Raw genomic sequence first — 20570 nt, 5'->3', positions numbered from 1 at the left:
GCGTTCACGGAAAGTTACAACTCGCCTATGCATGCCGATCGCAGGCAAGGACGGGTGACGGAATTTGGCGAAACGCAGCGATAGCCGACGCGGAAGAAGCGGTGCGAGCAATCGCGCGGCGGCGGCCAAGAAGGCGCAGGAAGAGCGCGGCGGCTTTGCCAAATGGGTGCGGCGCCTGGCGATCGGCGGGGCGATGGCCGCCCTGCTCGTGGTGCTTTTCGCCGGGCTTGCCGTTGCCTTCGCCGCGCGGTCGCTTCCCAGCTACTATCAATTGCAGGCCACGCAGGTCGGCCAGACCATCGTGGTGCGCGCACGCGACGGGAGTGAGATCGTCGAATTGGGACCGAGCTTTGGCGAATGGCTCGATTCCGGCGAAATCCCGCAGGTGATGAAGGATGCGATGATCTCGGTCGAGGATCGCCGCTTCCATTCGCATTGGGGGATTGATCCGGTGCGCCTGACGGGGGCGATCATCGAAGGCGTGACCGGGGACGACCGGATCGGCGGCACATCCACCATCACGCAGCAATTGGCGCGCAACGTCTTCCTCAATTCAAACCGCACGCTCGACCGCAAACTGCGCGAGGCGGTGCTGGCGATGGCGCTGGAATGGAAGTTCTCGAAGGAACAGATCCTCGAGCTTTATCTGAACAAGGTCTATTTCGGCGGCGGCGCTTACGGGATCGACAGCGCCAGCCGCAAATTCTTCAGCCATCCCGCGACCGACCTCAGCGTGGCGGAAGCCGCGATCATCGCCGGTCTGGTCAAGGCGCCGAGCCGCTATTCCCCCACCGCCGATGTCGATGCCGCCGTCAACCGCGCGGGCGTGGTGCTGCGCCTGATGAAGGAGCAGGGCCGCATCGCCGACAGCGTCACCATCGATCCTTCCGCGGTTAAGCTGAAGGAAGAGACCGGGCAGAATTCGGTGCGCTATTTCACCGACTGGGCATTGCCGCAGCTCGACCTGCTTTTGCCCGAAACGTTCGAGCCGATCGAGGTGTGGACCACGCTCGACACCGGAATGCAGCGTGCCGCCACCGCGTCGATCAAGGCCAACACGCCCGAAGGCGCGCAGGGCGCCCTCGTCAGCCTGGACCGCGACGGGGCGGTGCTCGCGCTGGTGGGCGGGACCGATTACGTCGAGACGAATTACAACCGCGCGACCGATGCGGTGCGCCAGCCGGGATCGTCCTGGAAGCTGTTCGTCTATCTCGCCGCGCTCGAAGCCGGATACACGCCCGACGATCGCGTGGTCGATACGCCGGTCACGATCGACGGGTGGAGCCCGCGCAATTCGGGCGGCGGCTATGCGGGCGAAATGGATCTGAGATCCGCCTTCGCCTATTCCAAGAACACGGTCGCGGCGCAGCTCGGCAATGAGGTCGGCTTCGGCACGGTGTCGAGCATGGCGCGCCGATTCGGGATCACCACCCCGATCTCGACCTATCCCTCGATGGTGCTGGGCACGTCCGAAGTGCGCCTGATCGACATGACGCGCGCCTTCGCGGCAGTGTCGGAGGGAGGGCAGTCGGTCGAACCCTACGGGATTTTGAAAGTCACCACTTCGGACGGCGAGCTTCTCTATCAGCACGAAAGGAAGGAGCCCGTCCAGCTGGTGCCCGACTACGTCGCGGCGGGGATCACCGACCTGTTGCAGACGGCGGTCAACACCGGCACCGGCCGCGCGGCCCAGATCGGGCGTCCGGTGGCGGGCAAGACGGGCACGACCAATTCGAACAAGGACGGCTATTTCGTCGGCTTTTCGAGCGGGGTGACGACGGGCGTGTGGATGGGGCGCGACGACAATGCGCGGGTCGCCAGCCTTCAGGGTGGCCGCGCCCCGGCACAGGCTTTCGCCGCCTTCATGCGCTATGCGGTGAAGGACCGCCCGGTCGAGGAATTCGAGACCGAGCTGCAATTGCCCGAATGGCAGATGGAGCCCGATGACGAGCAGTTCTTCGGCGATCCCGACGATTATTATTTCATCGACGAGCAGGGCAATCTGATCGAGCCGGGGCGGGGTGCGCCACAACCAGGGCAGGGCAGTCCTTTCCCGGTCGAGGGGGAGCCGGGCGTGAGCGAGGCGGACCGCCGCCGCGCCGTTCCCGCGACCGACCCGCAGCGCCAGCCCGCGCGCCCGCCGCAACAGCCGAACGAGGGTGCACCGCCCGCCGCCAGCGACGATTTCCTGAGGCGCGCGACCGGTGGTGGTGGCACGGCGCAGCCGCCGCGTCCGGCGCCGTCACCGCCAGCGACGGAATATTAGCGGCGCGCTCCTGTCGGCTTGCGTTCGGCTTCGACCACAAAAAAGCCCCGCCATTGCTGGCGGGGCTTTTCGTTTCTGGTGATCGGAGAAAGCTTCAGCGCAGGCGGACCGCCACGTAACCCGCAGGCCGTCCGCGCCGCTGGATGCGCAGCAGCACGGCATCGCGGTTCTCGCCGCGCGCCTGGGCGATGATGCCTTCGAGCTGCGCGACTGTCGAAATCTCGCGATAATTGGCGCTGATGATGACATCGCCCCGCGCCAGGCCCTTGCGCGCCGCGTCGGAGTTCTGGTCGACCCCGGCGATGGCAAGGCCCTGCACGTCCGCGCCGAGGCCAAGCTGGCGCGCGATGGCGGGAGTCATCGGCACGACCTGGAGGCCGAGCCGCTCTTCCACGACCGTCCCGTCGCCTTCGTCGGGCAGCATTTCTTCGGAATCGTCGCCTTCGAACATCTGCTGCTGGCGCAGCTCCTCGGCGCTGGGGCGGCGGCCGATCGTGGCGTTGACCGTGCGGCGCTGCCCGTCGCGGATCAGCTCGATCGGGACCGTGGTGCCCGGTTCGAGATTGGCGACGAGGAAGGACAGCGTCTGGTCGGGCGTCACTTCGCGGCGATTGACGCTGAGGACGATGTCGCCCGCGCGGATGCCCGCCCGCTCGGCCGCTTCGCCGGACTGGACGCCCTGGATGATCTCGCCGCGATTGCGCGCGATGCCCACCGCGCTCGCCGTGTCGTTGTCGACCGGCTGGATGCTGACGCCGAGATAGCCGCGCTCGATCTCCTCGCCCGCACGCAATTGCGCGACGATGGGCGCGGCGGTTTCCGCCGGGATCGCGAACCCGATGCCCACGCTGCCGCCCGAAGGCGACAGGATGGCGTTGTTGATGCCGATGACATTGCCCTGCATGTCGAACAGCGGACCGCCCGAATTGCCCTGGTTGATGCTGGCATCGGTCTGGAGATAGCGGTCATAGGCACCCGTCCCGGCGGTGCGCAGCACGCTCGAGATGATGCCGCTCGTCACGGTGCCACCCAAGCCGAAGGGATTGCCGATCGCGACCACCCAGTCACCGACTCGGGCTTGGGTCGAATCGCCGAAGCGCACGAAGGGGAAAGCTTCGCTGCGCTGGATCTTCAGCACGGCGAGGTCGGATTCGGCGTCGGTCCCGATCAGTTCGGCTTCGTATTCCGTGCCATCGGGCATGGTCACCGTGATCTCTTCCACCGTGCCGCGCCCGCGCGGGCTGACGACGTGGTTGTTGGTCACGACATAGCCGTCCGCCGAGACGATGAAGCCCGAGCCCAGCGACTGGCCTTCGCGATATTGCGGCTGGTTCTGATTGCCGCGCCGCTGATTGAACATGTTTTCGAACGGCGTGCCCGCGAAGGGATTGGCGTTCGCCACTTCGACCCGCTGGCGGGTGGAGATGTTGACCACGGCGGGCTGCAACTGGGCGGTCAGATCGGCGAAGCTGGCAGGGGCACCGGCGCGCGGCACCATGGTCGCCATCCGGCTGTCGTCGTTCTGCGCCACCTGCGCGCCGGCAGGATAGCCGGTCGCCAGAGAGATCGCGGCTCCGCCCACAAGCAGGGCACTGGTCAATCCATAGGCATATCGCACTGGCTTCACGTCCTCTTCTTCCTTCAACTGGCTGTGACCGAACGGAGCGACAACGCGCCGCGTGGCCCAGATGTCCTTCCCCCGTCCCTATTTCCCCGCGCTCCCTCCGATTGCCGGGACCGGCGCCGAGTTGGCCCGTTTACAGGCCCGGGGCGCTTAACCGCGATTGAATACCGACTGCCTCGCGGGCCCCCGTTCGACCAACGCAAAACGCGGGCCGTCCAGCGTCGACTCCCCTCAACGCTGGCCCCGGAACTGGCGCAGATATTCGTTGTCCGGTGACAGGATGATGCTGCTGTCGCCCTTCGGCCCCTCGCCCTCGCGAGCCGCGCTGAAGGTCGAATCGTAGCTCTGCATGGCGCGGTAGAAATCGTAGAAGCTCGCATCCTTGCCGAAGGCTTCGGCATAGATGCGGGCCGATTCCGCATCGGCTTCGGCGCGGATGATCCGCGCGTCGCGGCCGCCCTGGGCGCGGATGGTGCGCGCCTCGCGCTCGCGGTCCGATTCCATGCGGCGGAAGGCGGATTGCAGCGGCGCGCCATCGGGCAGGTCGGTACGCTTGATCTGCACGTCGACGACCTGAGCCCCGTATTGCCGCGCCTGCCGATCGAGATTGGCGCGCACATTGGCGAGCGCCGATCCGCGTTCGGCGGTCAGCATGGCTTGGAAGGTGCGGCGGCCCAATTCCTGGCGCAGGACCGAATTGAGGATCGGCTCGAGCGCGACGCGCACGCCATCGGTGGTCCCGGCGCGTTCCACCATGCGGACCGGATCGACGATGCGGAAGCGCGCATAGGCGTTGACCAAGAGGCGCTGCTGATCGTTCGACAGCACTTCCTCGTCGGTCATTTCGAGGTCGAGCAGGCGCTTGTCGACCATGCGCACGCTTTCGATGAAGGGCACCTTGAACCGCAGTCCGGCGCCGACATCGCCGCCGGGCGTGTTGACCGTGCCAACCGGATTACCCGTGCGGATGACGACGGCCTGTTCTTCCTCGCCGACCACGAAGGCGCTTGCGAAGAAGAGGATCAGCAGGACGGCGAGACCGATCAGGACGCCGGTGCGATGATTGTTCCACAGACGGGTCATGTCACTGCCCTCCCGTATTGGCTTGCGGCCCACTGGATTGCGATGGGGCGGATGGCGGTGCCACCGGACCCACGCCGTTTCCGCTGCGGCGCCGATTGACTTCGGGCAGCGGGAGATAGGTCTGCACCCCGTCGGTCTCGACGATGGTCTTGTCGGTTTGGCTCAGCACGCGTTCCATGGTTTCGTAATAGAGGCGCTGGCGCGTCACTTCGGGGGCGAGGCGATATTGCTCGTACACCTTGTCAAACGCTTCGGCTTCACCTTCTGCCTGTGCCAGCACCTGCTGGGCATAGCCGCGCGCCTGGTTGCGGGCCGCATCGGCGTTCTGTTCGGCGACCGACACATCGCGGAAAGCGTCCACGACGTCGGCGGGCGGATCGGCCTTGTCGATTTCGACGCCGATCACGGTGATCCCGGCATTATAGGCATCGAGCGTGCGCTGCATCCGCTCGCGCACATCCTGTTCGATTTCGGCGCGGCCCTGGCCCGAGAACGTCTCGTCCAGCGTCTTTTCCGCGACCGAGGCGCGCATGGCGGCTTCGGCCACTTCGCGCACGGTCTCGATCGGATCGGCGAGGCTGAATTTGAAGCCCGCCAGATCCTTGATGTTCCAGCGCACGATATAGGACAGGTCGACGAGGTTCTGGTCGCCCGTCAGGATCAATTTCGCCTGCGCCCGGTTTTCAGGCACTTGGACGGCGCGCACACCCTCCACGTCCTCGATCTCGACCGTTTCGATTGGCCAGGGCGCAGTGACCTTGAGGCCGGAATCGAGCATTCTTGTGTAAGCGCCGAGCGTCTTGACGACCGCCTTTTCCTGCGGACCGACGAGATGAAAGCTGGTCGCGGCGAGATAGAGCGCGACGAAGCCGCCGATGATCAGCGGCAGCCAGCTTTTCCCGTTCGGCCGCTGGGGGATGCGGAAATTGGGGCCGCCGGGGCCACCCGGCCCGCCGCTGCGCCGACGCGGGCCTTCGGGGCCGCGGTTCTTGAAGATGTCCTCGATATTGGCGGGACGGCGCGATCCGGGGCGCTGGCCGGTCTCGCCGGTGCCATTACCCGATCCTGACGGCAACCAGGGATTGCGGGGGCCGCGCGACTTGTCGCCGGACGGCGCGTCCGAAGCCGGCTCGTCTCCGCCGCCATCCGATCCATCGCCGGAGCCACCTCCACCCTTGCCCGGGGGCTTGCCCCAAGGGTTGTTCTTGCCAGCCATCGCCAGCCTGATCCTGTCGCCGAACCCGTCCAAAAGTCGCATCCTCGTGTTATAGGTATCGCGCGGCGGAAAAACAGGGCTTCGGCGCGAAATTCAAGGGTTGCTTCGAATTTCAAGGCTTGTGCCGCGGTTTTCGATGCTACACGGCGCTGCGCCATGGCCGAACCCGATATCGTCGCATCGCTTCCCGAAGCTCTGGCCGCCTCGCTCGAAGGCCGCATCCAGTCGGCCCGCATCGTCAAGGGGCGCGCGATGATCGTGCTGGACGTCGCCGGCCTCGACACGGACGAGCGCGCGCGGATCGAAGCCGACCTCAAGGCTGCGCTGTCGCCCCGCGCCGATGTCGACGAGGTGCGGGTGATTCAGACCGCCCAGCGCACCGCGCGCCGCATCATCGCGGTGGGATCGGGCAAGGGCGGGGTCGGCAAATCGACGCTCGCCGCCAATCTGGCGATCGCCCTGAAGCGCGCAGGGCACAAGGTCGGGCTGGTCGATGCCGACATCTACGGTCCCTCGCAGCCGCTGATCCTCGACACGCGGGATGCGAAGCCCGAGGCGAGGGACAGCAAGCTGATCCCCGTCGAAAGCCGCTTCGGCGTGCCCGTCCTTTCGATGGGCCACCTCGCCAAGCCGGGGCAGGCGATCGCCTGGCGCGGGCCGATGGCGGGCAATGCCCTGTCGCAGCTGATCGACGCCCACTGGGGCGAGACCGATATCCTGATCGTCGATCTCCCGCCGGGCACGGGCGACGTGCAGCTGACGATGTTACAGAAATTCAAGCCTGCGGGCGCGGTGCTGGTCTCGACCCCGCAGGATCTCGCCCTGATCGACGCGGTGCGCGCGGGCCATCTGTTCGACCAGGCGAGCGTGCCGGTGATCGGTCTGGTCGAGAACATGGCGGGCTATGTCTGCCCGCATTGCGGCGAAGTGTCCGATCCGTTCGGTGCGGGCGGCGTGGAAGCGGCGGCGACCAAGCTGGACCTGCCCTTCCTTGGCCGCATTCCGCTGGCGCTCGAAATCCGCGAGGGCGGGGATGCGGGCGATCCCCCGGCGGCGGGTGACGGCATTCACGCCAAATCCTTTGCCGCCATCGCCGAAAAGCTGTCCCGATGGCTGGCCGCGAACGGTTGAGCGGCCTCCCCGTCACGCGCCGCGGCCTCATGGCAGGGGCGGCGGCGGGTGGGGGTTTGCTGCTGGCCTGGTCGCTCTGGCCACGCCGCTATCCCGGCGCGCTTGAGCCCAATTCGACCGAATACGCGTTCGGCGCCTGGCTCACCGTGGGCGAGGACGGGGTGGTCACGGTCGCCGTCCCGCAGCTCGAAATGGGGCAGGGTGTCACCACGCTGCTGCCGCAGATCGTGGCGATGGAGATGGGCGCAGCCTGGGGCCAGATCGCGGTCGCTCCGGTGCCGCCGAATGGCGCGCAGGCGAACATCCCACTGGCGGCGAAGTGGGCGCCGCTGTGGTCCGCCCTTCCCGCTCTGGCCGACGATCCCGAGAGTATCCTCACCGAACGCTTCGCCCGTTCCGAACCCTTTGCCGCGACGGCGGACGGCACCACTTTGGCCGCATTCGAGAACGACTGCCGCGCGGCGGGCGCCGCGGCGCGGGCGATGCTGGCGATGGCGGCGGCGGAGAGGTGGGCCGTCGCCTGGGAGGAATGCGAGGTCGCGAACGGGATCGTGACGCATGGCGAGCGGCGCGCCCGTTTCGGCGAGCTGGCGGCGGACGCTGCGCGGATGACCCCGCCCGATCCCCCGCCGCTAAGGCCGCAGGCGCCGATGGAGGAGGTGCTACCGGGCGACGTGCCGGCAAACAGTGCCTATCCCCGACTGGACCTTCCCGCCAAGGTCGATGGCAGCTACCCATTTGCGGGCGATATCCGCCTGTCGGGCATGGTGCACGCCTCGATCCGGCATGGCGCCTGGGGCTTGCGCGAACTGGTCGGCTTCGAGGAGGATGCTGCGCGTGATCTCGGGCTGGTGGCGCTGGTGCGCTCCAGATACTGGCTCGCGGCGGTGGCGGACAGCTGGTGGAAGGCGGACCGTGCGCTCGATGTCCTTCGGCCGCGTTTCGCCGGTCCCGGCGGGATCGAAAGCGAGGCGGTGGAGGCCGCGCTGGACGAGGGCATCGCGCGCGGCGAGGCGCAGCGCATCCTATCGCTGGGCGATCCCGAGGCGATGGCCACCCCGACCCTGACGCGCCGGTACGACATCGCGCCCGCGCTCCATGGGGGACTTGAGACCGCATCCACCACCGCGCTCTATCGCGACGGGCGGTTGCAATTATGGATCGCCAGCCAGGCCCCCTCCGCCGCGCGCCGCGCTGCCGCCAAGGCGCTCGGCCTGTCGGAGCGGGACGTGACGCTCTATCCCATGGCGGCGGGCGGCAGCTTCGATGCGCGGTTGGAAACCACTCATGCGATCGAGGCGGCGCTGATCGCGCGCGATCTGGGCCGCCCGGTCCAGCTGACCTGGCCGCGCGGCGAGGAGTTCAAGGCCGTGCCGCCGCGCACGCCCGTTTCGATCGCACTCAGCGCCCGGCTCGATCCGAATGCGGACCGCCAGCCCATCGCCTGGCGGGCAAAGCTGGCCATGCCCGCCACCGCGCGCGAATTCGGAGCGCGCCTGTTCGAGGATCGCACCATCGAAGCCGCGATCGAGGGCGCGGCGGGCGAGGCCGATCCGCTCGCCTGCGAAGGGGCCGTCCCGCCCTATGCGATCCCCAATGTCGTGGTCGATCATGTGCCGGTGACGATCGGCCTTCCCACCGCCCGGATGCGTGGGAATGCCGCCGTCTATACCGGCTTCGCGACCGAATGCTTCATCGACGAACTGGCCGAGATCGCCCAGCGCGATCCGCTGCTTTATCGCCTGTCGCTGCTGGGGCAGGACGCGCGGGCCGCCGTGGTCCTGCGCGCGGCGGCGCGGCTGGGCGAGTGGGACGGGGGCGTGGAAGGCACTGCGCAGGGACTGGCGTTGATCCGCATGGCGTTCGGCCAAGGCGATAGACTCGCGCACGGCCTCATCGCGTGCGTCGCGCAGGCGCGGCTGGGCGAGGGCGGGGTGCGCGTCGATCGCTTGTCGGCGGTCGCGGATATCGGGCGCATTCCCAATCTCGACCTCGCTCGCCAGCAGATCGAGGGCGGGCTGGTCTTCGGCCTGTCGCTCGCCACCGGATCGAGCGCGACCTATCGCGACGGGATGCCCGAACCACGGCGCATGGCCGGTCTGATGTTGCCGATGCTGGCAGACACGCCGGATGTTCGCGTCGATTTCATCGCCAGCGAGGAGACTCCCTTCGATCCGGGCGAATTGAGCGTCGCGGTCGCCCCACCGGCCATCGCCAATGCGCTGCACGCGGCGACCCGGCTGCGCTTCCGGCGGCTTCCGCTGCTGTCCGAAGGGCTCTAGAGCGACGCCATGACCTGGCAGATCCAAACCATCCCCGCCGACCATCCTTCCGTCAGATCGGGCGGGGTCGGCGTGCTGATCGTCAATCTCGGCACGCCCGATGGGGCCGACGCGAAATCGGTGAAGCGCTATCTCGGCGAGTTCCTGTCGGACCGGCGCGTGGTCGAAATCCCTGCCATCGCCTGGCAGCCGATCCTGCGCGGCATCATCCTCAACACCCGCCCGAAGAAAAGCGCCCACGCCTACCAACAGGTATGGACCGAGGACGGCTCGCCGCTCGCCGCGATCACCAAGGCGCAGGCCGAGAAGATGCAGGCGCGATTGGGTGAAGACGTCATGGTCGACTGGGCCATGCGGTATGGCAATCCGTCTATCCCGGAGCGCTTGACCGCCATGAAGGATGCGGGGTGCGAGCGCATTCTCCTGGCCCCGCTCTACCCGCAATATTGCGCGGCGACGACCGCGACGGTTGTGGACAAGGCGGGGGAAACCCTGTCGAAAATGCGCTGGCAGCCGAGCCTTCGCACGCTGCCGCCCTATCACGACGACCCGCTCTATATCGACGCGCTTGCACAAGACCTCACGCGCCAGCTCGATGCGCTCGATTTCAAACCCGAGCTTTTGATGCTCAGCTTTCACGGGATGCCGGAGCGGACATTGCATCTGGGAGATCCCTATCACTGCCACTGCCAGAAGACCGCGCGGCTGCTGGAAGCGCGGATGAACCGGCCGAATTTGCGGTTTCGCACCACCTTCCAGTCGCGCTTCGGGCGGGCGAAATGGCTCGAACCGGCGACCGATACGGTGCTGGCCGAAGAGGGCGCGAGGGGGACCAAACGTATCGCCATCGCCGCGCCGGGCTTCTCCGCCGATTGCCTCGAAACGCTCGAGGAGCTGGCGATGCAGGGGCGCGATCAGTTCAGGGAGGCGGGCGGAGAGCATTTCGCCGCTTTGTCCTGCCTCAACACTTCGGATGCCGGGATGACCATGCTCGAAGGGCTGCTGCGGCGGGAACTGGCGGGGTGGATTCCCGGCTGAGAGGTGCTTACACCGGTGTAAGTAGTTCGGAGAGAGCCATGGCCAGTCTTGCACCACACGAACCGGTCAACTTCACGCCGCAGAGCTGGCGCGATCCGACGCCGGACGGCGCGCTCGACCATATTCCGGGCGAAAAGGGCTGGCCGCTGGTCGGGCACACCTTCAACCAGCTCGCCGATCCGCACGCTTTCGCGCGGCGGATGTATGAGACCTATGGCCCGGTCTACAAGGTCCACACCATGGGCGGCTGGCACGTCGCGCTGATCGGGGCGGAGGCGAACGAGCTGATGCTGTTCGACCGCGCGAAGATCTTTTCCAGCGATCAGGGGTGGAGCCCGGTGCTGCATCGCCTGTTCCCCGGCGGGCTGATGCTGCTCGATTTCGACCATCACCGCGCCGATCGCCGCGCCCTGTCGATCGCGTTCAAGCCCGGCCCGATGCGCCATTACGCGGACAGCCTCAATCGCGGGATTTCCGCGCGGATGGAGGAATGGGGTGCCTCTAGTTCGGGGCGGGAGATGCGCTTCTATCCCGCGATCAAGCAGTTGACGCTCGATCTGGCGGCGGACAGCTTCATCGGCCTGCCGTTCGGGCCGGAAGCGGACCGGATCAACCAGGCCTTTGTTGACATGGTGCAGGCCTCGATCGCGCCGGTGCGCCGCCCGCTGCCCTTCACGAAGATGAAGAAGGGTGTCGATGGCCGCGCCTTCCTCGTCGATTATTTCACCCGCGAGACCAAGCGGCGGCGGGCCGAAGGAGGCGGGCAGGACATGTTCAGCCAGTTCGCCACCGCCGAATTCGAAGACGGCAGCCTGATGAGCGTCGAAGCGGTGGTCGACCACATGAACTTCCTGATGATGGCGGCGCACGACACCATCACGTCGAGCGCGACGTCGCTGGTGCATCTGCTGGCGAAGAACCCCGACTGGCAGGAGAGATTGCGCGAGGAATTGCGCGCGATCACCAATGATGGCGGCGATCTGGCCTACGAGAACCTCGCCAAGCCCGAACTGACCGAGATGGCATTCAAGGAAGCGCTGCGGATGATCCCGCCAGTGCCGAGCATTCCGCGCCGCGCGTTGAGGAGATTCGATTACGGAGGCTACACGATCCCGGCGGGCGCACGGGTGGGGATCAATCCGCACCTCGTCCACCATATGGAGGACCACTGGCCCGAGCCGGACCGGTTCGATCCCATGCGCTTCACGCCCGAGGCGGCTAAGGCGCGGCACAAATACGCCTGGGTGCCCTTCGGCGGCGGCGCGCATATGTGCCTCGGTCTCCACTTCGCCTATATGCAGATCAAGATCCTGATGGCGCAGATGCTGACCCGCTATCGGATCGAGGTCGCCTCCGGTTACGAGCCCGAATGGCAGGCCTGGCCGATCCCGCAGCCCAAGGACGGATTGAAGATCACCCTGCGACCGCTTTGACTTGGGCTGGAAGAGAGGTTCGAGCGCCTTCCGCCATGGCGCGCGGACGATAGATCAGGAGTTTTGGTTTCGCGCAGAGATCGCAGCGTAAAAGAGAGACGCAGAGATCTAGCTCTCTTCGCGAAGCGAATTTCCTCAACTTGTAAGAGTAATGCAGAAGGCCTGCGGCGCGAACCCAACCTCTCCGCGTCTCTGCGCATTTCTCCCTCTGCGATCTCTGCGAGAAACAAAACCGGCGCAGATTCAAAAAGCCGTCAGAAATCGATCGCGATGCCGTCCTTGACCCAATCGCCGTAACGGGTCGGGCTCAGTTCTTCGTCCATCTCCGGCTTTTCCGGCTTGGGCGGCGGTTCGCTCGTCCAGTGGGCGGGTTTCTCGAAAGTCTCGGGACGTTTGGTGGCGCGTTTTTCCATGATGAGGAAATGCGCGGGCTGGCGCGAAGTTTCAAGCAACGCCCCTGGTGCCGCATCGCCGATGCGAAAAACCGGTTCCCACTTTTTCGCGCGATGCTCTAGAGGCGATCGCCCATGGCCCAGCCCCCCGGAATCCACGCGCGCCGCGCCGCGCTTCGCCTGCTCGATGCCGTCCTGCGGCGGGGCGAGACGCTGGACGTCGCCTTCGGCGCGGCCACCTCCGACGTCCGCAAGTTCGAGGACAAGGCGCTCGCCCGCGCGATCGCGAGCGAAACCCTGCGCTGGCTCGTCGACCTCGATACGCTGATCGACAGCGCCACGCGCCAGACCCTGCCCGACGATGCCAAGGCGCGTCAGGTCCTGCGGTTGATGCTGGCGCAATGGCTCAGGCTTGGCACCCCACCCCATGCCGTGATCGCGACCGGGCTGCCGCTGCTGTCGGGCGGGCCGAGGCGGCTGGCGCATGGCGTCTTCTCGACTCTTACCAAGCGCGAGGCCGGACTGCCCGAGGCACCGACCCTGCCCGATGCTGTCGCCGCGCGCTGGGGCGAGCGGGCGCAGGCCATAGCCGCCGGTCTGGCCGAGCCGCCCCCGCTCGACCTGACCCTGCGCGAGCCCGCCGAGACCGAGCCGTTCAAGGTCCAGCTTGCCGCCGACAGCCTGATACCCGGCCATCTGCGCCTGCCGCGTGGTGCTGCGGTCGAGAAGCTGTCCGGCTTCGAGGATGGTGCCTGGTGGGTGCAGGATCTTGCGGCCTCTATCCCTGCGCGCCTGCTCGGGAAAGGCGAAGGTCGCACTGCGCTCGACCTGTGCGCGGCGCCGGGCGGCAAGACGCTGCAATTGGCGGCGCAGGGCTGGAAGGTGACCGCGCTCGATATCTCGAAGCGGCGGCTCGACCTGCTCAAGGACAATCTCAAGCGCACCGGGCTATCCGCCGGGACGATCCGCGCCGATGCGTTGAAATGGGAGCCGAAGCATCGATACGACGCGATCCTGATCGACGCGCCCTGTACCGCGACCGGCACTGCGCGCCGCCATCCCGACGTGCTCCATCGCATCGGCCCGCGCCAGATCGCGGAGCTGACCGAATTGCAGACCGCGCTGCTGGAGCGGGCGCAGGGTTGGCTGAAGCCGGGCGGGACGCTGGTCTACGCCGTCTGCTCGCTGGAGCGCGAGGAGGGCGAGGATCAGGCCGCGCGCGTTGCGCTCGACCCGATTCCGATTACTGCGGACGAATTGCCGGGCGGCGTACAGCCGACCTCGGAAGGCTGGCTGCGCACCGATCCCGGCATGATGTCGGATCAGGGCGGCATGGACGGATTCTTCATCGCCCGCTGGCGCGCCCCGCCCCAATAATCTCAGGCGTCTTCCTTCAGATATTTCTGGAAGCTCTTGCGCAATTTCATCAGCTTGGGCGGGATCACCGCCTGGCAATAGGGGTTCCGCTGGCCTTCGCCCGTCCAGTATTCCTGGTGATAGTCCTCCGCCGGATACCACTCTGCCGGGCCTTCGATCGTGGTCACCGCGTCCTGATCGTGCTCGGCATTCCAGCGTTCGATCGCGGCCTCGGCTTCGCTGCGCTGTGCGTCGTCCAGCGGGAAGATCGCGCTGCGATACTGGGTGCCGACATCGTTGCCCTGGCGGTTGAGCTGGCTCGGATCGTGCGTGCCCATGAAGACGTCGTAGAGGTCGGCGAGCGCGATCCGGTCGGGATCGAAGGTCACCCGCACCGCCTCGGCATGGCCGGTATCGCCGCTGCACACCTGCTTGTAGGTCGGGTCGGCCACGTCGCCGCCGATATAGCCGCTCTCGACCTCTTCAACGCCGATCACGTCGTTCATCACCGCTTCGGTGCACCAGAAGCACCCGCCCGCCATGATCGCCTGTTGCTTAGCCATTCGTAATCTCCTTTGCGAAGGGAGATAGGTATGGTGCGCCCGCTTGTCAGGGGGAGGCTGACCGGGCAGAAGCTGGCGCGACAAATCAGGGAGAGATTTCGATGCGTATCCTGTTCGCCGCCGCCTGCGCGCTCGCGGCTTTCGCCGCGCCTGCCATGGCTCAGGACCATTCCGGTCACGATATGGCCTCGCATGGGGCCTCCATGGGCGAAGACCACGCCCATCACGCGGCGCTCAACCGCGCGCTCGCGATGGAGAACCGGGCCGAGGATCGCGCCCGCGACCAGTATCGCCATCCGTTCGAAACGCTCGATTTCTTCGAGGTGAAGCCGGGCATGACGGTGGTCGATTACATGCCCGCGAGCGGCTGGTACACGCGCGTGCTGGTGCCCTATCTGGGCGCGGAGGGTCGCTATGTCGGGTTGACCCCCGATCCCGCTGCGGCGGATGGCGAGCGGTTCGCGAATTATTTCGCGAAGCTGCCGGGCGATTTCGAAACGGCGCGGGGTGGCTGGAACCTGTCGGGCGCACCGATCTCGGTCTATGCGTCGCAGGACCTTCCCGAAGAAATAAAGGGCCAGGTCGACCGCGTGCTCGTGTTCCGCGAGATGCACAATCTTCTGCGGTCGGGCGTGCTCTATACCGAGCTGATGCGGATGCGCGGCCTCCTCAAGGATGACGGGATGCTTGGCATCGTCCAGCACCGCGCCAAGTCCGACGCGCCGGGCGACTACACCACCGGTGCGAATGGCTATCTGCGGCAGGAAGATGTGATCGCGCTGGTCGAGGCGCACGGCTTCGAACTGGTCGGCATGAGCGATATCAACGCCAATCCGCTCGATACGGCCGACCACGAAGGCGGTGTGTGGCAGATGCCGCCGAGCTGGGGTGGAAAGAAGCCGGAGCTGGAAAATATCGGCGAAAGCGACCGGATGACGCTCCTGTTCAGGAAGCGCTGACCTGTCAGCCAAGGTTCAGTAAACGAAGCGCAAATCCCCCGGTGTGACACTATCACATCGGGGGATTTGCTTATGAGACATCTGCTTTTCTGCGTCGCCGCGCCTTTGGCCCTCGCGGCGTGCGGCGATCGGGCGGACGAGGCGCGCGGCGTCGATCATGGCGAGACGCTGCTGTCCGTCAGCGCTAGCGGCCAAGCCGAATCGCGGCCCGACCAGGCGCAGTTCCAGGCCGGTATCGAAACCTTTGCCGCCAATGCCCGTGCCGCGAGCGAGGCCAATCAGAAAAAGATCGCCGAGATCGTTGCGACCCTGCGTGATTTGGGCGTCGCCGAAAAGGACATCCAGACCCGTGCCGTCACGGTCCGGCGGATCGAATATGGCGATCGCAAGGGGCAGTATCAGGCCGCGAATGTGGTCGAGGTGACGATGCGCAATCCCGATCGCGCGGGCGATGCGGTGACGGCCGTCACCGAAGCGGGCGCGAACATCGTCTCCGGCCCATCCCTGTCGATGACCGATCCCGAGGCGACCGCGAATCTCGCCTATGCCGACGCCTACAAGGCCGCGCGCAAAAGGGCCGAAGCCTATGCCAAGGCTGCGGGGATGGAGGTCAGCCGCGTGCTCTATATCCGCGATGCGGGCGGCACGCAGGGGCAGACCTATTTGCGCGGGGCGGAAGCGATGGCGGACAGCATGATGGTCCAGACGCAGAGCGCCGCGCCGCCTCCGCCGCCGGTGGCCATGCCACGCCCGGAAGAGCGCTCGCCTTCGATGATGGTCGGCACCACGCGGTCGGACGTCTATATCCAGGTGGACTTCGCGCTGCGCGAAACCTAATTCGGCGCGCATGAGAGCGCTGACCCTGTCCGTCCTGCAATTGCCTCTGGCCCGGCCCGAGCCTGCCGACAACATCGCCGCCGTCGCCGAACTGGTAGACCAGGCGGCGGGCGAGGGCGCGCAGCTGATCCTGCCGCCCGAACTGTTCGCAGGCGACTATTTCTGTCGCGAGGAGGACGAGGCGCTGTTCGCCCGCGCGCGTCCGACCGATCAGGACGAAAGCGTCGCCGCAATGCGCGAGCTCTCCGCACGCCACAAGGTCGCGATCCCCACCAGCTTCTTCGAGCGCGACGGGCACCATTATTACAACACGCTCGCCATGATCGGTCCCGATGGGGCGATCATGGGCACATACCGCAAGAGCCACATTCCCGATGGACCGGGATACGAGGAAAAATACTATTTCCGCCCCGGTAACGACGGGTTCAAGGTGTGGGATATCGCTTGCGAGGGCGGCACGGCGCGCATCGGCGTCGGCGTGTGCTGGGACCAGTGGTATCCCGAATGCGCCCGCGCGATGGCCCTGATGGGCGCGGAGGTCCTGCTCTATCCCACCGCGATCGGCTCCGAACCCTATGACGCCGATCTAGACACCAGCCGGATGTGGCGCCGTGCCATGATTGGCCATGCGGTGTCGAACTGTATGCCCGTCGCCGCCGCCAACCGGATCGGGCACGAAGGCCCGGCGGACCGCAGCCAGAGCTTTTACGGCCACAGCTTCATCACCGACGAATGGGGCGATTACCTCGCCGAATACGGATCGCAGGAGAGTGGCGTCCTCACCGCGACGCTCGACCTCGACCGCGCGGCGACGCATCGCGCGGGGATGGGATTCTTCCGCGATCGAAGGCCGCAGCTCTATGGGCGGCTCTGCGAGGATATCTGAGCGCGCATCGCTACCTGATCGCGCTCGGCTCGAATATGCGCGTGCCGCGCATTGGCGGCCCGCGCGCAGTCTTGCGGGCGGCGATCGACCACATCGCAGCGAAGGGAATCGCAGTGGACGAGGTCGCGCGCATCGTCACCAGCGCGCCGGTCGGCCCCTCGCAGCGCCGCTACGCCAATTCGGCGGCGCTTGTTACCAGCGATTTGCGGCCCGAGGCCATGCTTCGTGAGATGCAGGCAATCGAGCGCGCCTTCGGCCGCCGCAGAAGAGGCCAGCGCTGGCGCGCCCGCCCGCTCGATATCGATCTGATCCTGTGGAGCGGCGTTGATTTCGTTTCTGACCGCCTCGCGATCCCCCACCCGGCCTTTCGCATCCGCCCCTTCGTGCTCGGACCGGCAGCCGAAATCGCGCCTCTCTGGCGCGATCCCTCGACCGGGCTGACCCTGCGCCAGCTATCGACCCGCTTGACCGCCCCGCGCCCGCTCCCTAGGGCGCGCAACACCAATCGCGTGAACAGCGCGCGTGGGCCCTTAGCTCAGTCGGTAGAGCAACTGACTTTTAATCAGTAGGTCGCTGGTTCGAACCCAGCAGGGCTCACCACCTTTTCAATGACGCTGTTGTCTCCGATTGGCACTGGCATTTTGCTGCTATTGCGACCGAAGAAGTCATCTTTTTCCGGTCTGATGCCGGCGACGCCCTTGATCAGTCACTGGCACATCTTGTCATTGTGTGAAAAATCGGGCCAATTCTGTAATAGATGGCTTACTGGCGTTCTGATCTACAAATTTCTGACAGTCTTCGGGATGCGAAGGTCGTTCTCAGACGGTCCGCCCATCACGCTGGGATTGCCCTACACCACTGAGACGCGCGCACCGTCACGCGCTTCTACCAGCGATCGAAGGAAAGGTTAGTTCGCAGCCATGAGCCTAGTGGACCACACGGGGCAAAGCTCTAATCGCTTCGCCCATCGCGATCTCGACTCCGCGCCGAAGCAACCTGATCGATCCCGATCGGTGGAAATGCCGGCGTAGGAGCCTCACAACACTGTCATCGAGCCGCGGCTGCAGACCCGCAAGCAAACCGAGCCGCTGACAGAAATCGCGGCGAAGACTTTCAATTAATGCATCCGCGTCCCGCGGGCCGGGGACTGGCACATTAACGACGTCGAAGCGGGACAGCAGCGGGGGCGGGATGCCGTGCAGCGAGTTGGCGGTCGCCACCCACACCACGTGCCGCAGGTCCACCGCCGCCATCAGGCACCGATCATACCAGCACCCGGCTGTGCGCGGCTCAAGCATGCTCAAGAGCGCTTCGTGCGCGTTACCGTTGCGCCGCTCTCCCGAGACCTTCTCGATCTCGTCCAGAATGATCAGTGGGTTGGCGGTTCCGTGCTGAACCATCGCGACGACGGGAAGAGCCGGCTGCGCCCCGGTCCATCCCCGGGCGGTGCCGGCCAGTGAACGGTTGTCACTGTCGCCTCCCATCGGAACCTGCACGAAAGTGACTCCCGCTGCTTCGGCCATCTGCATGGCAAAGTGAGACTTGCCCGAGCCTGGAGCGCCGACCAGCAACAGCGGACGGAACGCGAGCCAGGGATGCCCCACGTGGAGGGCGACCTCGAGCTGGCGTTCGACGATGTTGGTCGCCGCATACAGCCAGGGTGCCGTATTCCGCAGCGAAGCAATAAGGCGGAGGCGGCCGTGAGCGTTGCGTCTCAGCCCGTTCCAGCCGCCCAGCGGCAATTCGCCGGTGATCGCACCGTACTGCTCCTCCAATGCGTTCAACCCGATGGCGGCCTGCGTGGCGTCGGGTTGTATCCGATCGCAAACGCGAACGGTGGGCAGCGCGACGTCCTGCACGCTGCGCTGGCGATCCGGCACATTCAGAAGGCTGCTATAGTCCAGCGGGGCGGAGGCACCGGTCATCAGGCGCCCGCCGGAGCCGCGGCGAAGCGGTCGCAGAAAGCAAGCCTCATCAAGTGCTCGGTCAGGGCGCGGGCGCCGTTCCGCGTGACCATCATACTCCAGTCATCCCAGCGATCGATGCGTTCGAGAAGCCAGAGGTAGAAACGGTCGCGCGCATAGTGTTCCCCGCCTGACCAGCACATGGTCCACAAGGTGCTGCGCACAGGAATCTCGCGGGTGATCCGCAATCCGATCAGCTTTACAGCAGGCTCACCGCCGATCGTAGCCGTAGCGAAGCGATGTGCCATGCGAGCAGCAACGCGCTCCCGCCTTTCCACCTTCTCAGCAGCGTCTAAGCGCTCGGAATGACTTGCGACCGTCCGGTTTGCAATAATCCAGTCGAGACCGACATCTTCCGCAGCATCAGCGTGTGCACGGGTGGAAATCAACATTGTAAGCACCGCGCGACCCTCTGCCGTTATTCGTCTATTCCCTCCATCTACAAGGCCGGCTGTTATTAGGTATGTCCCAAAAAAATGCTCGAAATGACCATCCCCCAAAAAAACGTCCTGAACCCGCTCTTCCCGAGCGACGAAGCGACCGTCGATAATCGCGAGATAGCTCGCCATAAATTCCATGATTTCGTTGGCCCAGGCTGCGTGGATTGAGGGCATACCAAGACGTCCAACCCAGAAGGCTTCACGCACGGAACGCCATTCCCGACCGTTCTCGTCTATCAGCGGCGGTTCACCGGGAACAGCTCCGCTCGAAACCATCCAATACCCCCAGGGTAGATCGGGGTGTCGATCATCTCCGTAGCGTTCCTTACCGGCATCGAAAGGGTGAAACGAGCTGACCATTAATCACCCGGGCGTTCGGTGGGAGCGGGAAGGCCGAGCGGGTCGCATGGCGGGGCATCCCCGTTCGAGCCCTTTTCGATCAGCGATTTCAACTTGCGCGCCAGCTCGATGCAGTTCGAATAGACGAACGACTGATCGCGATAGGCGTCACCCTTGCGACCTTCACCATATCGACCGCCCGGAACGAGGTCGCCCGGATGGTCGGTGTCGAAACCCAGCCACCATAAATCCTCATGAAACTCGTCCTCGGTGGTCTGCACCGTGCGATAGTCCTGGACAGTCCTGACGTAGGTGGTGTGGCACACCGTATAACGCTCCCGACGCGGCTTGCCGTGAGCTTGCCGTTCGAACCGATTGACCTCGCACGCCTTGCCGTAGGTCACGCCGCCATGGACGGTATTGGATACGCTCACTGGCACGGCATCCGCTTCGAAGCCGAAGAGCGGATGCTCGGGGCTCACCCCCACATAGCCAGAGATCGTCCCGTTCTTCTGGCGAAGCATGATGCAGCCGAGGCCGGTCTCGTTGTCGATCCAGGAGACCTTGTCGGCCTCGTTGTTCCAAGGCCCATCGCCCGACGGTCGGCGATCGGGATTGTGATACACCTGCAGTGCGGTGATACTAGTATCCGCCACCGGGTAGGGAACCGGTGCGGCGTTCATCAGGCCGTCCGGCAGCGTCGCTTTCGCGACCTGCTTGCTGGCGGCATTTCTCCGGGCCGGCTTCCTCGCCATGTTCGG

The 20570-nt window shown here is 65.8% G+C and carries 18 protein-coding genes and 1 tRNA gene; 11 read left to right on the top strand and 8 right to left on the bottom strand.

What is annotated here, in order from left to right; genetic code table 11:
* The first annotated feature begins 64 nt into the window (after positions 1 to 64).
* On the top strand, positions 65 to 2266 hold the full coding sequence (locus tag GRI47_RS10430) for a PBP1A family penicillin-binding protein (RefSeq protein ID WP_419956987.1): 2202 nt from the start codon (positions 65 to 67) through the stop codon (positions 2264 to 2266).
* Between the two features lie 94 nt (positions 2267 to 2360).
* Here the strand turns inward: GRI47_RS10430 and GRI47_RS10425 are convergent, their stop codons facing one another.
* The 3 genes from GRI47_RS10425 to hflK form a co-directional block, all read right to left on the bottom strand.
* The gene (locus GRI47_RS10425) at positions 2361 to 3884 is read right to left on the bottom strand and encodes a Do family serine endopeptidase (protein WP_160661415.1); all 1524 of its coding nucleotides are present in this window, start codon (positions 3882 to 3884) and stop codon (positions 2361 to 2363) included.
* A gap of 237 nt (positions 3885 to 4121) precedes the next feature.
* Positions 4122 to 4973, bottom strand: coding sequence for a protease modulator HflC (hflC, locus tag GRI47_RS10420; protein WP_160661165.1), 852 nt, complete (start codon positions 4971 to 4973; stop codon positions 4122 to 4124).
* A gap of 1 nt (position 4974) precedes the next feature.
* Positions 4975 to 6189, bottom strand: a complete 1215-nt coding sequence (hflK, locus tag GRI47_RS10415; protein WP_237452671.1) for a protease modulator HflK — start codon at positions 6187 to 6189, stop codon at positions 4975 to 4977.
* Positions 6190 to 6345: 156 nt separating this feature from the next.
* On the opposite strand from hflK, the gene GRI47_RS10410 reads away from it, so the two are divergent.
* From GRI47_RS10410 to GRI47_RS10395, 4 genes are read left to right on the top strand one after another with little or no spacing between them, the layout of a single operon-like run.
* Entirely contained in the window at positions 6346 to 7320 is a 975-nt protein-coding gene (locus tag GRI47_RS10410) for an Mrp/NBP35 family ATP-binding protein (protein ID WP_160661163.1), read from the top strand.
* Positions 7299 to 9602 carry a molybdopterin cofactor-binding domain-containing protein gene (locus tag GRI47_RS10405; protein WP_160661162.1) on the top strand — a complete coding sequence of 768 codons (2304 nt, stop codon included), beginning with the start codon at positions 7299 to 7301 and terminating at the stop codon, positions 9600 to 9602. The genes GRI47_RS10410 and GRI47_RS10405 overlap by 22 nt, the downstream gene beginning before the upstream one ends.
* 9 nt (positions 9603 to 9611) lie before the next feature.
* Positions 9612 to 10640 (top strand): ferrochelatase, encoded by a 1029-nt coding sequence (gene hemH, locus GRI47_RS10400; protein WP_160661161.1) that lies wholly within the window; start codon positions 9612 to 9614, stop codon positions 10638 to 10640.
* Between the two features lie 38 nt (positions 10641 to 10678).
* Positions 10679 to 12073, top strand: coding sequence for a cytochrome P450 (locus GRI47_RS10395; protein ID WP_160661160.1), 1395 nt, complete (start codon positions 10679 to 10681; stop codon positions 12071 to 12073).
* Between the two features lie 254 nt (positions 12074 to 12327).
* On the opposite strand, the gene GRI47_RS10390 is transcribed toward GRI47_RS10395, so the two are convergent.
* Positions 12328 to 12486, bottom strand: coding sequence for a DUF1674 domain-containing protein (locus GRI47_RS10390; RefSeq protein ID WP_202387233.1), 159 nt, complete (start codon positions 12484 to 12486; stop codon positions 12328 to 12330).
* A gap of 114 nt (positions 12487 to 12600) precedes the next feature.
* On the opposite strand from GRI47_RS10390, the gene GRI47_RS10385 reads away from it, so the two are divergent.
* Entirely contained in the window at positions 12601 to 13842 is a 1242-nt protein-coding gene (locus GRI47_RS10385; RefSeq protein ID WP_160661158.1) for an RsmB/NOP family class I SAM-dependent RNA methyltransferase, read from the top strand.
* Positions 13843 to 13844: 2 nt separating this feature from the next.
* Here the strand turns inward: GRI47_RS10385 and msrA are convergent, their stop codons facing one another.
* Positions 13845 to 14384: a peptide-methionine (S)-S-oxide reductase MsrA gene (msrA, locus tag GRI47_RS10380; RefSeq protein WP_160661157.1), complete on the bottom strand. Its 540-nt coding sequence runs from the start codon at positions 14382 to 14384 to the stop codon at positions 13845 to 13847.
* Positions 14385 to 14485: 101 nt separating this feature from the next.
* Between msrA and GRI47_RS10375 the strand changes: the two genes are divergently transcribed.
* The 5 genes from GRI47_RS10375 (at position 14486) to GRI47_RS10355 (ending at position 17666) form a co-directional block, all read left to right on the top strand.
* Positions 14486 to 15343, top strand: coding sequence for a class I SAM-dependent methyltransferase (locus tag GRI47_RS10375; protein WP_160661156.1), 858 nt, complete (start codon positions 14486 to 14488; stop codon positions 15341 to 15343).
* Between the two features lie 72 nt (positions 15344 to 15415).
* Positions 15416 to 16180 carry an SIMPL domain-containing protein gene (locus GRI47_RS10370; RefSeq protein ID WP_160661155.1) on the top strand — a complete coding sequence of 255 codons (765 nt, stop codon included), beginning with the start codon at positions 15416 to 15418 and terminating at the stop codon, positions 16178 to 16180.
* 10 nt (positions 16181 to 16190) lie between these two features.
* On the top strand, positions 16191 to 17066 hold the full coding sequence (gene aguB, locus GRI47_RS10365; RefSeq protein ID WP_160661154.1) for an N-carbamoylputrescine amidase: 876 nt from the start codon (positions 16191 to 16193) through the stop codon (positions 17064 to 17066).
* Positions 17067 to 17101: 35 nt separating this feature from the next.
* Positions 17102 to 17635 carry a 2-amino-4-hydroxy-6-hydroxymethyldihydropteridine diphosphokinase gene (gene folK, locus GRI47_RS10360; RefSeq protein WP_337190687.1) on the top strand — a complete coding sequence of 178 codons (534 nt, stop codon included), beginning with the start codon at positions 17102 to 17104 and terminating at the stop codon, positions 17633 to 17635.
* A tRNA-Lys gene (locus GRI47_RS10355) sits at positions 17591 to 17666 on the top strand. Before folK ends, GRI47_RS10355 begins: the two co-directional genes overlap by 45 nt.
* Before the next feature lie 326 nt (positions 17667 to 17992).
* Here GRI47_RS10355 and GRI47_RS10350 read toward each other — a convergent pair.
* The 3 genes from GRI47_RS10350 to GRI47_RS10340 all read right to left on the bottom strand — a co-directional run bounded on the left by GRI47_RS10350 (position 17993) and on the right by GRI47_RS10340 (position 20564).
* The gene (locus GRI47_RS10350; protein WP_160661153.1) at positions 17993 to 18991 is read right to left on the bottom strand and encodes an AAA family ATPase; all 999 of its coding nucleotides are present in this window, start codon (positions 18989 to 18991) and stop codon (positions 17993 to 17995) included.
* Entirely contained in the window at positions 18991 to 19677 is a 687-nt protein-coding gene (locus GRI47_RS10345) for a hypothetical protein (protein WP_160661152.1), read from the bottom strand. The genes GRI47_RS10350 and GRI47_RS10345 overlap by 1 nt, the downstream gene beginning before the upstream one ends.
* Positions 19678 to 19829: 152 nt before the next feature.
* The gene (locus tag GRI47_RS10340) at positions 19830 to 20564 is read right to left on the bottom strand and encodes a hypothetical protein (RefSeq protein WP_160661151.1); all 735 of its coding nucleotides are present in this window, start codon (positions 20562 to 20564) and stop codon (positions 19830 to 19832) included.
* Positions 20565 to 20570: the final 6 nt, after the last annotated feature.

Source organism: Qipengyuania pelagi (assembly GCF_009827295.1).
GTDB classification, from domain to species: domain Bacteria; phylum Pseudomonadota; class Alphaproteobacteria; order Sphingomonadales; family Sphingomonadaceae; genus Qipengyuania; species Qipengyuania pelagi.
Note: the sequence above shows the minus strand (reverse complement) of the source record. Positions and strands in the feature narration are given on the sequence as shown.

Excerpts from the sequence above, each read along its gene's own strand:
- aguB (WP_160661154.1), top strand. The coding sequence starts at position 16,191 with ATGAGAGCGCTGACCCTGTCCGTCCTGCAATTGCCTCTGGCCCGGCCC.
- GRI47_RS10390 (WP_202387233.1), bottom strand. The coding sequence starts at position 12,486 with ATGGAAAAACGCGCCACCAAACGTCCCGAGACTTTCGAGAAACCCGCC.
- hemH (WP_160661161.1), top strand. The coding sequence starts at position 9,612 with ATGACCTGGCAGATCCAAACCATCCCCGCCGACCATCCTTCCGTCAGA.
- hflC (WP_160661165.1), bottom strand. The coding sequence starts at position 4,973 with ATGACCCGTCTGTGGAACAATCATCGCACCGGCGTCCTGATCGGTCTC.
- GRI47_RS10385 (WP_160661158.1), top strand. The coding sequence starts at position 12,601 with ATGGCCCAGCCCCCCGGAATCCACGCGCGCCGCGCCGCGCTTCGCCTG.
- hflK (WP_237452671.1), bottom strand. The coding sequence starts at position 6,189 with ATGGCTGGCAAGAACAACCCTTGGGGCAAGCCCCCGGGCAAGGGTGGA.
- GRI47_RS10395 (WP_160661160.1), top strand. The coding sequence starts at position 10,679 with ATGGCCAGTCTTGCACCACACGAACCGGTCAACTTCACGCCGCAGAGC.
- GRI47_RS10370 (WP_160661155.1), top strand. The coding sequence starts at position 15,416 with ATGAGACATCTGCTTTTCTGCGTCGCCGCGCCTTTGGCCCTCGCGGCG.
- GRI47_RS10410 (WP_160661163.1), top strand. The coding sequence starts at position 6,346 with ATGGCCGAACCCGATATCGTCGCATCGCTTCCCGAAGCTCTGGCCGCC.
- GRI47_RS10405 (WP_160661162.1), top strand. The coding sequence starts at position 7,299 with ATGGCTGGCCGCGAACGGTTGAGCGGCCTCCCCGTCACGCGCCGCGGC.
- msrA (WP_160661157.1), bottom strand. The coding sequence starts at position 14,384 with ATGGCTAAGCAACAGGCGATCATGGCGGGCGGGTGCTTCTGGTGCACC.
- GRI47_RS10340 (WP_160661151.1), bottom strand. The coding sequence starts at position 20,564 with ATGGCGAGGAAGCCGGCCCGGAGAAATGCCGCCAGCAAGCAGGTCGCG.
- folK (WP_337190687.1), top strand. The coding sequence starts at position 17,102 with ATGCGCGTGCCGCGCATTGGCGGCCCGCGCGCAGTCTTGCGGGCGGCG.
- GRI47_RS10375 (WP_160661156.1), top strand. The coding sequence starts at position 14,486 with ATGCGTATCCTGTTCGCCGCCGCCTGCGCGCTCGCGGCTTTCGCCGCG.
- GRI47_RS10350 (WP_160661153.1), bottom strand. The coding sequence starts at position 18,991 with ATGACCGGTGCCTCCGCCCCGCTGGACTATAGCAGCCTTCTGAATGTG.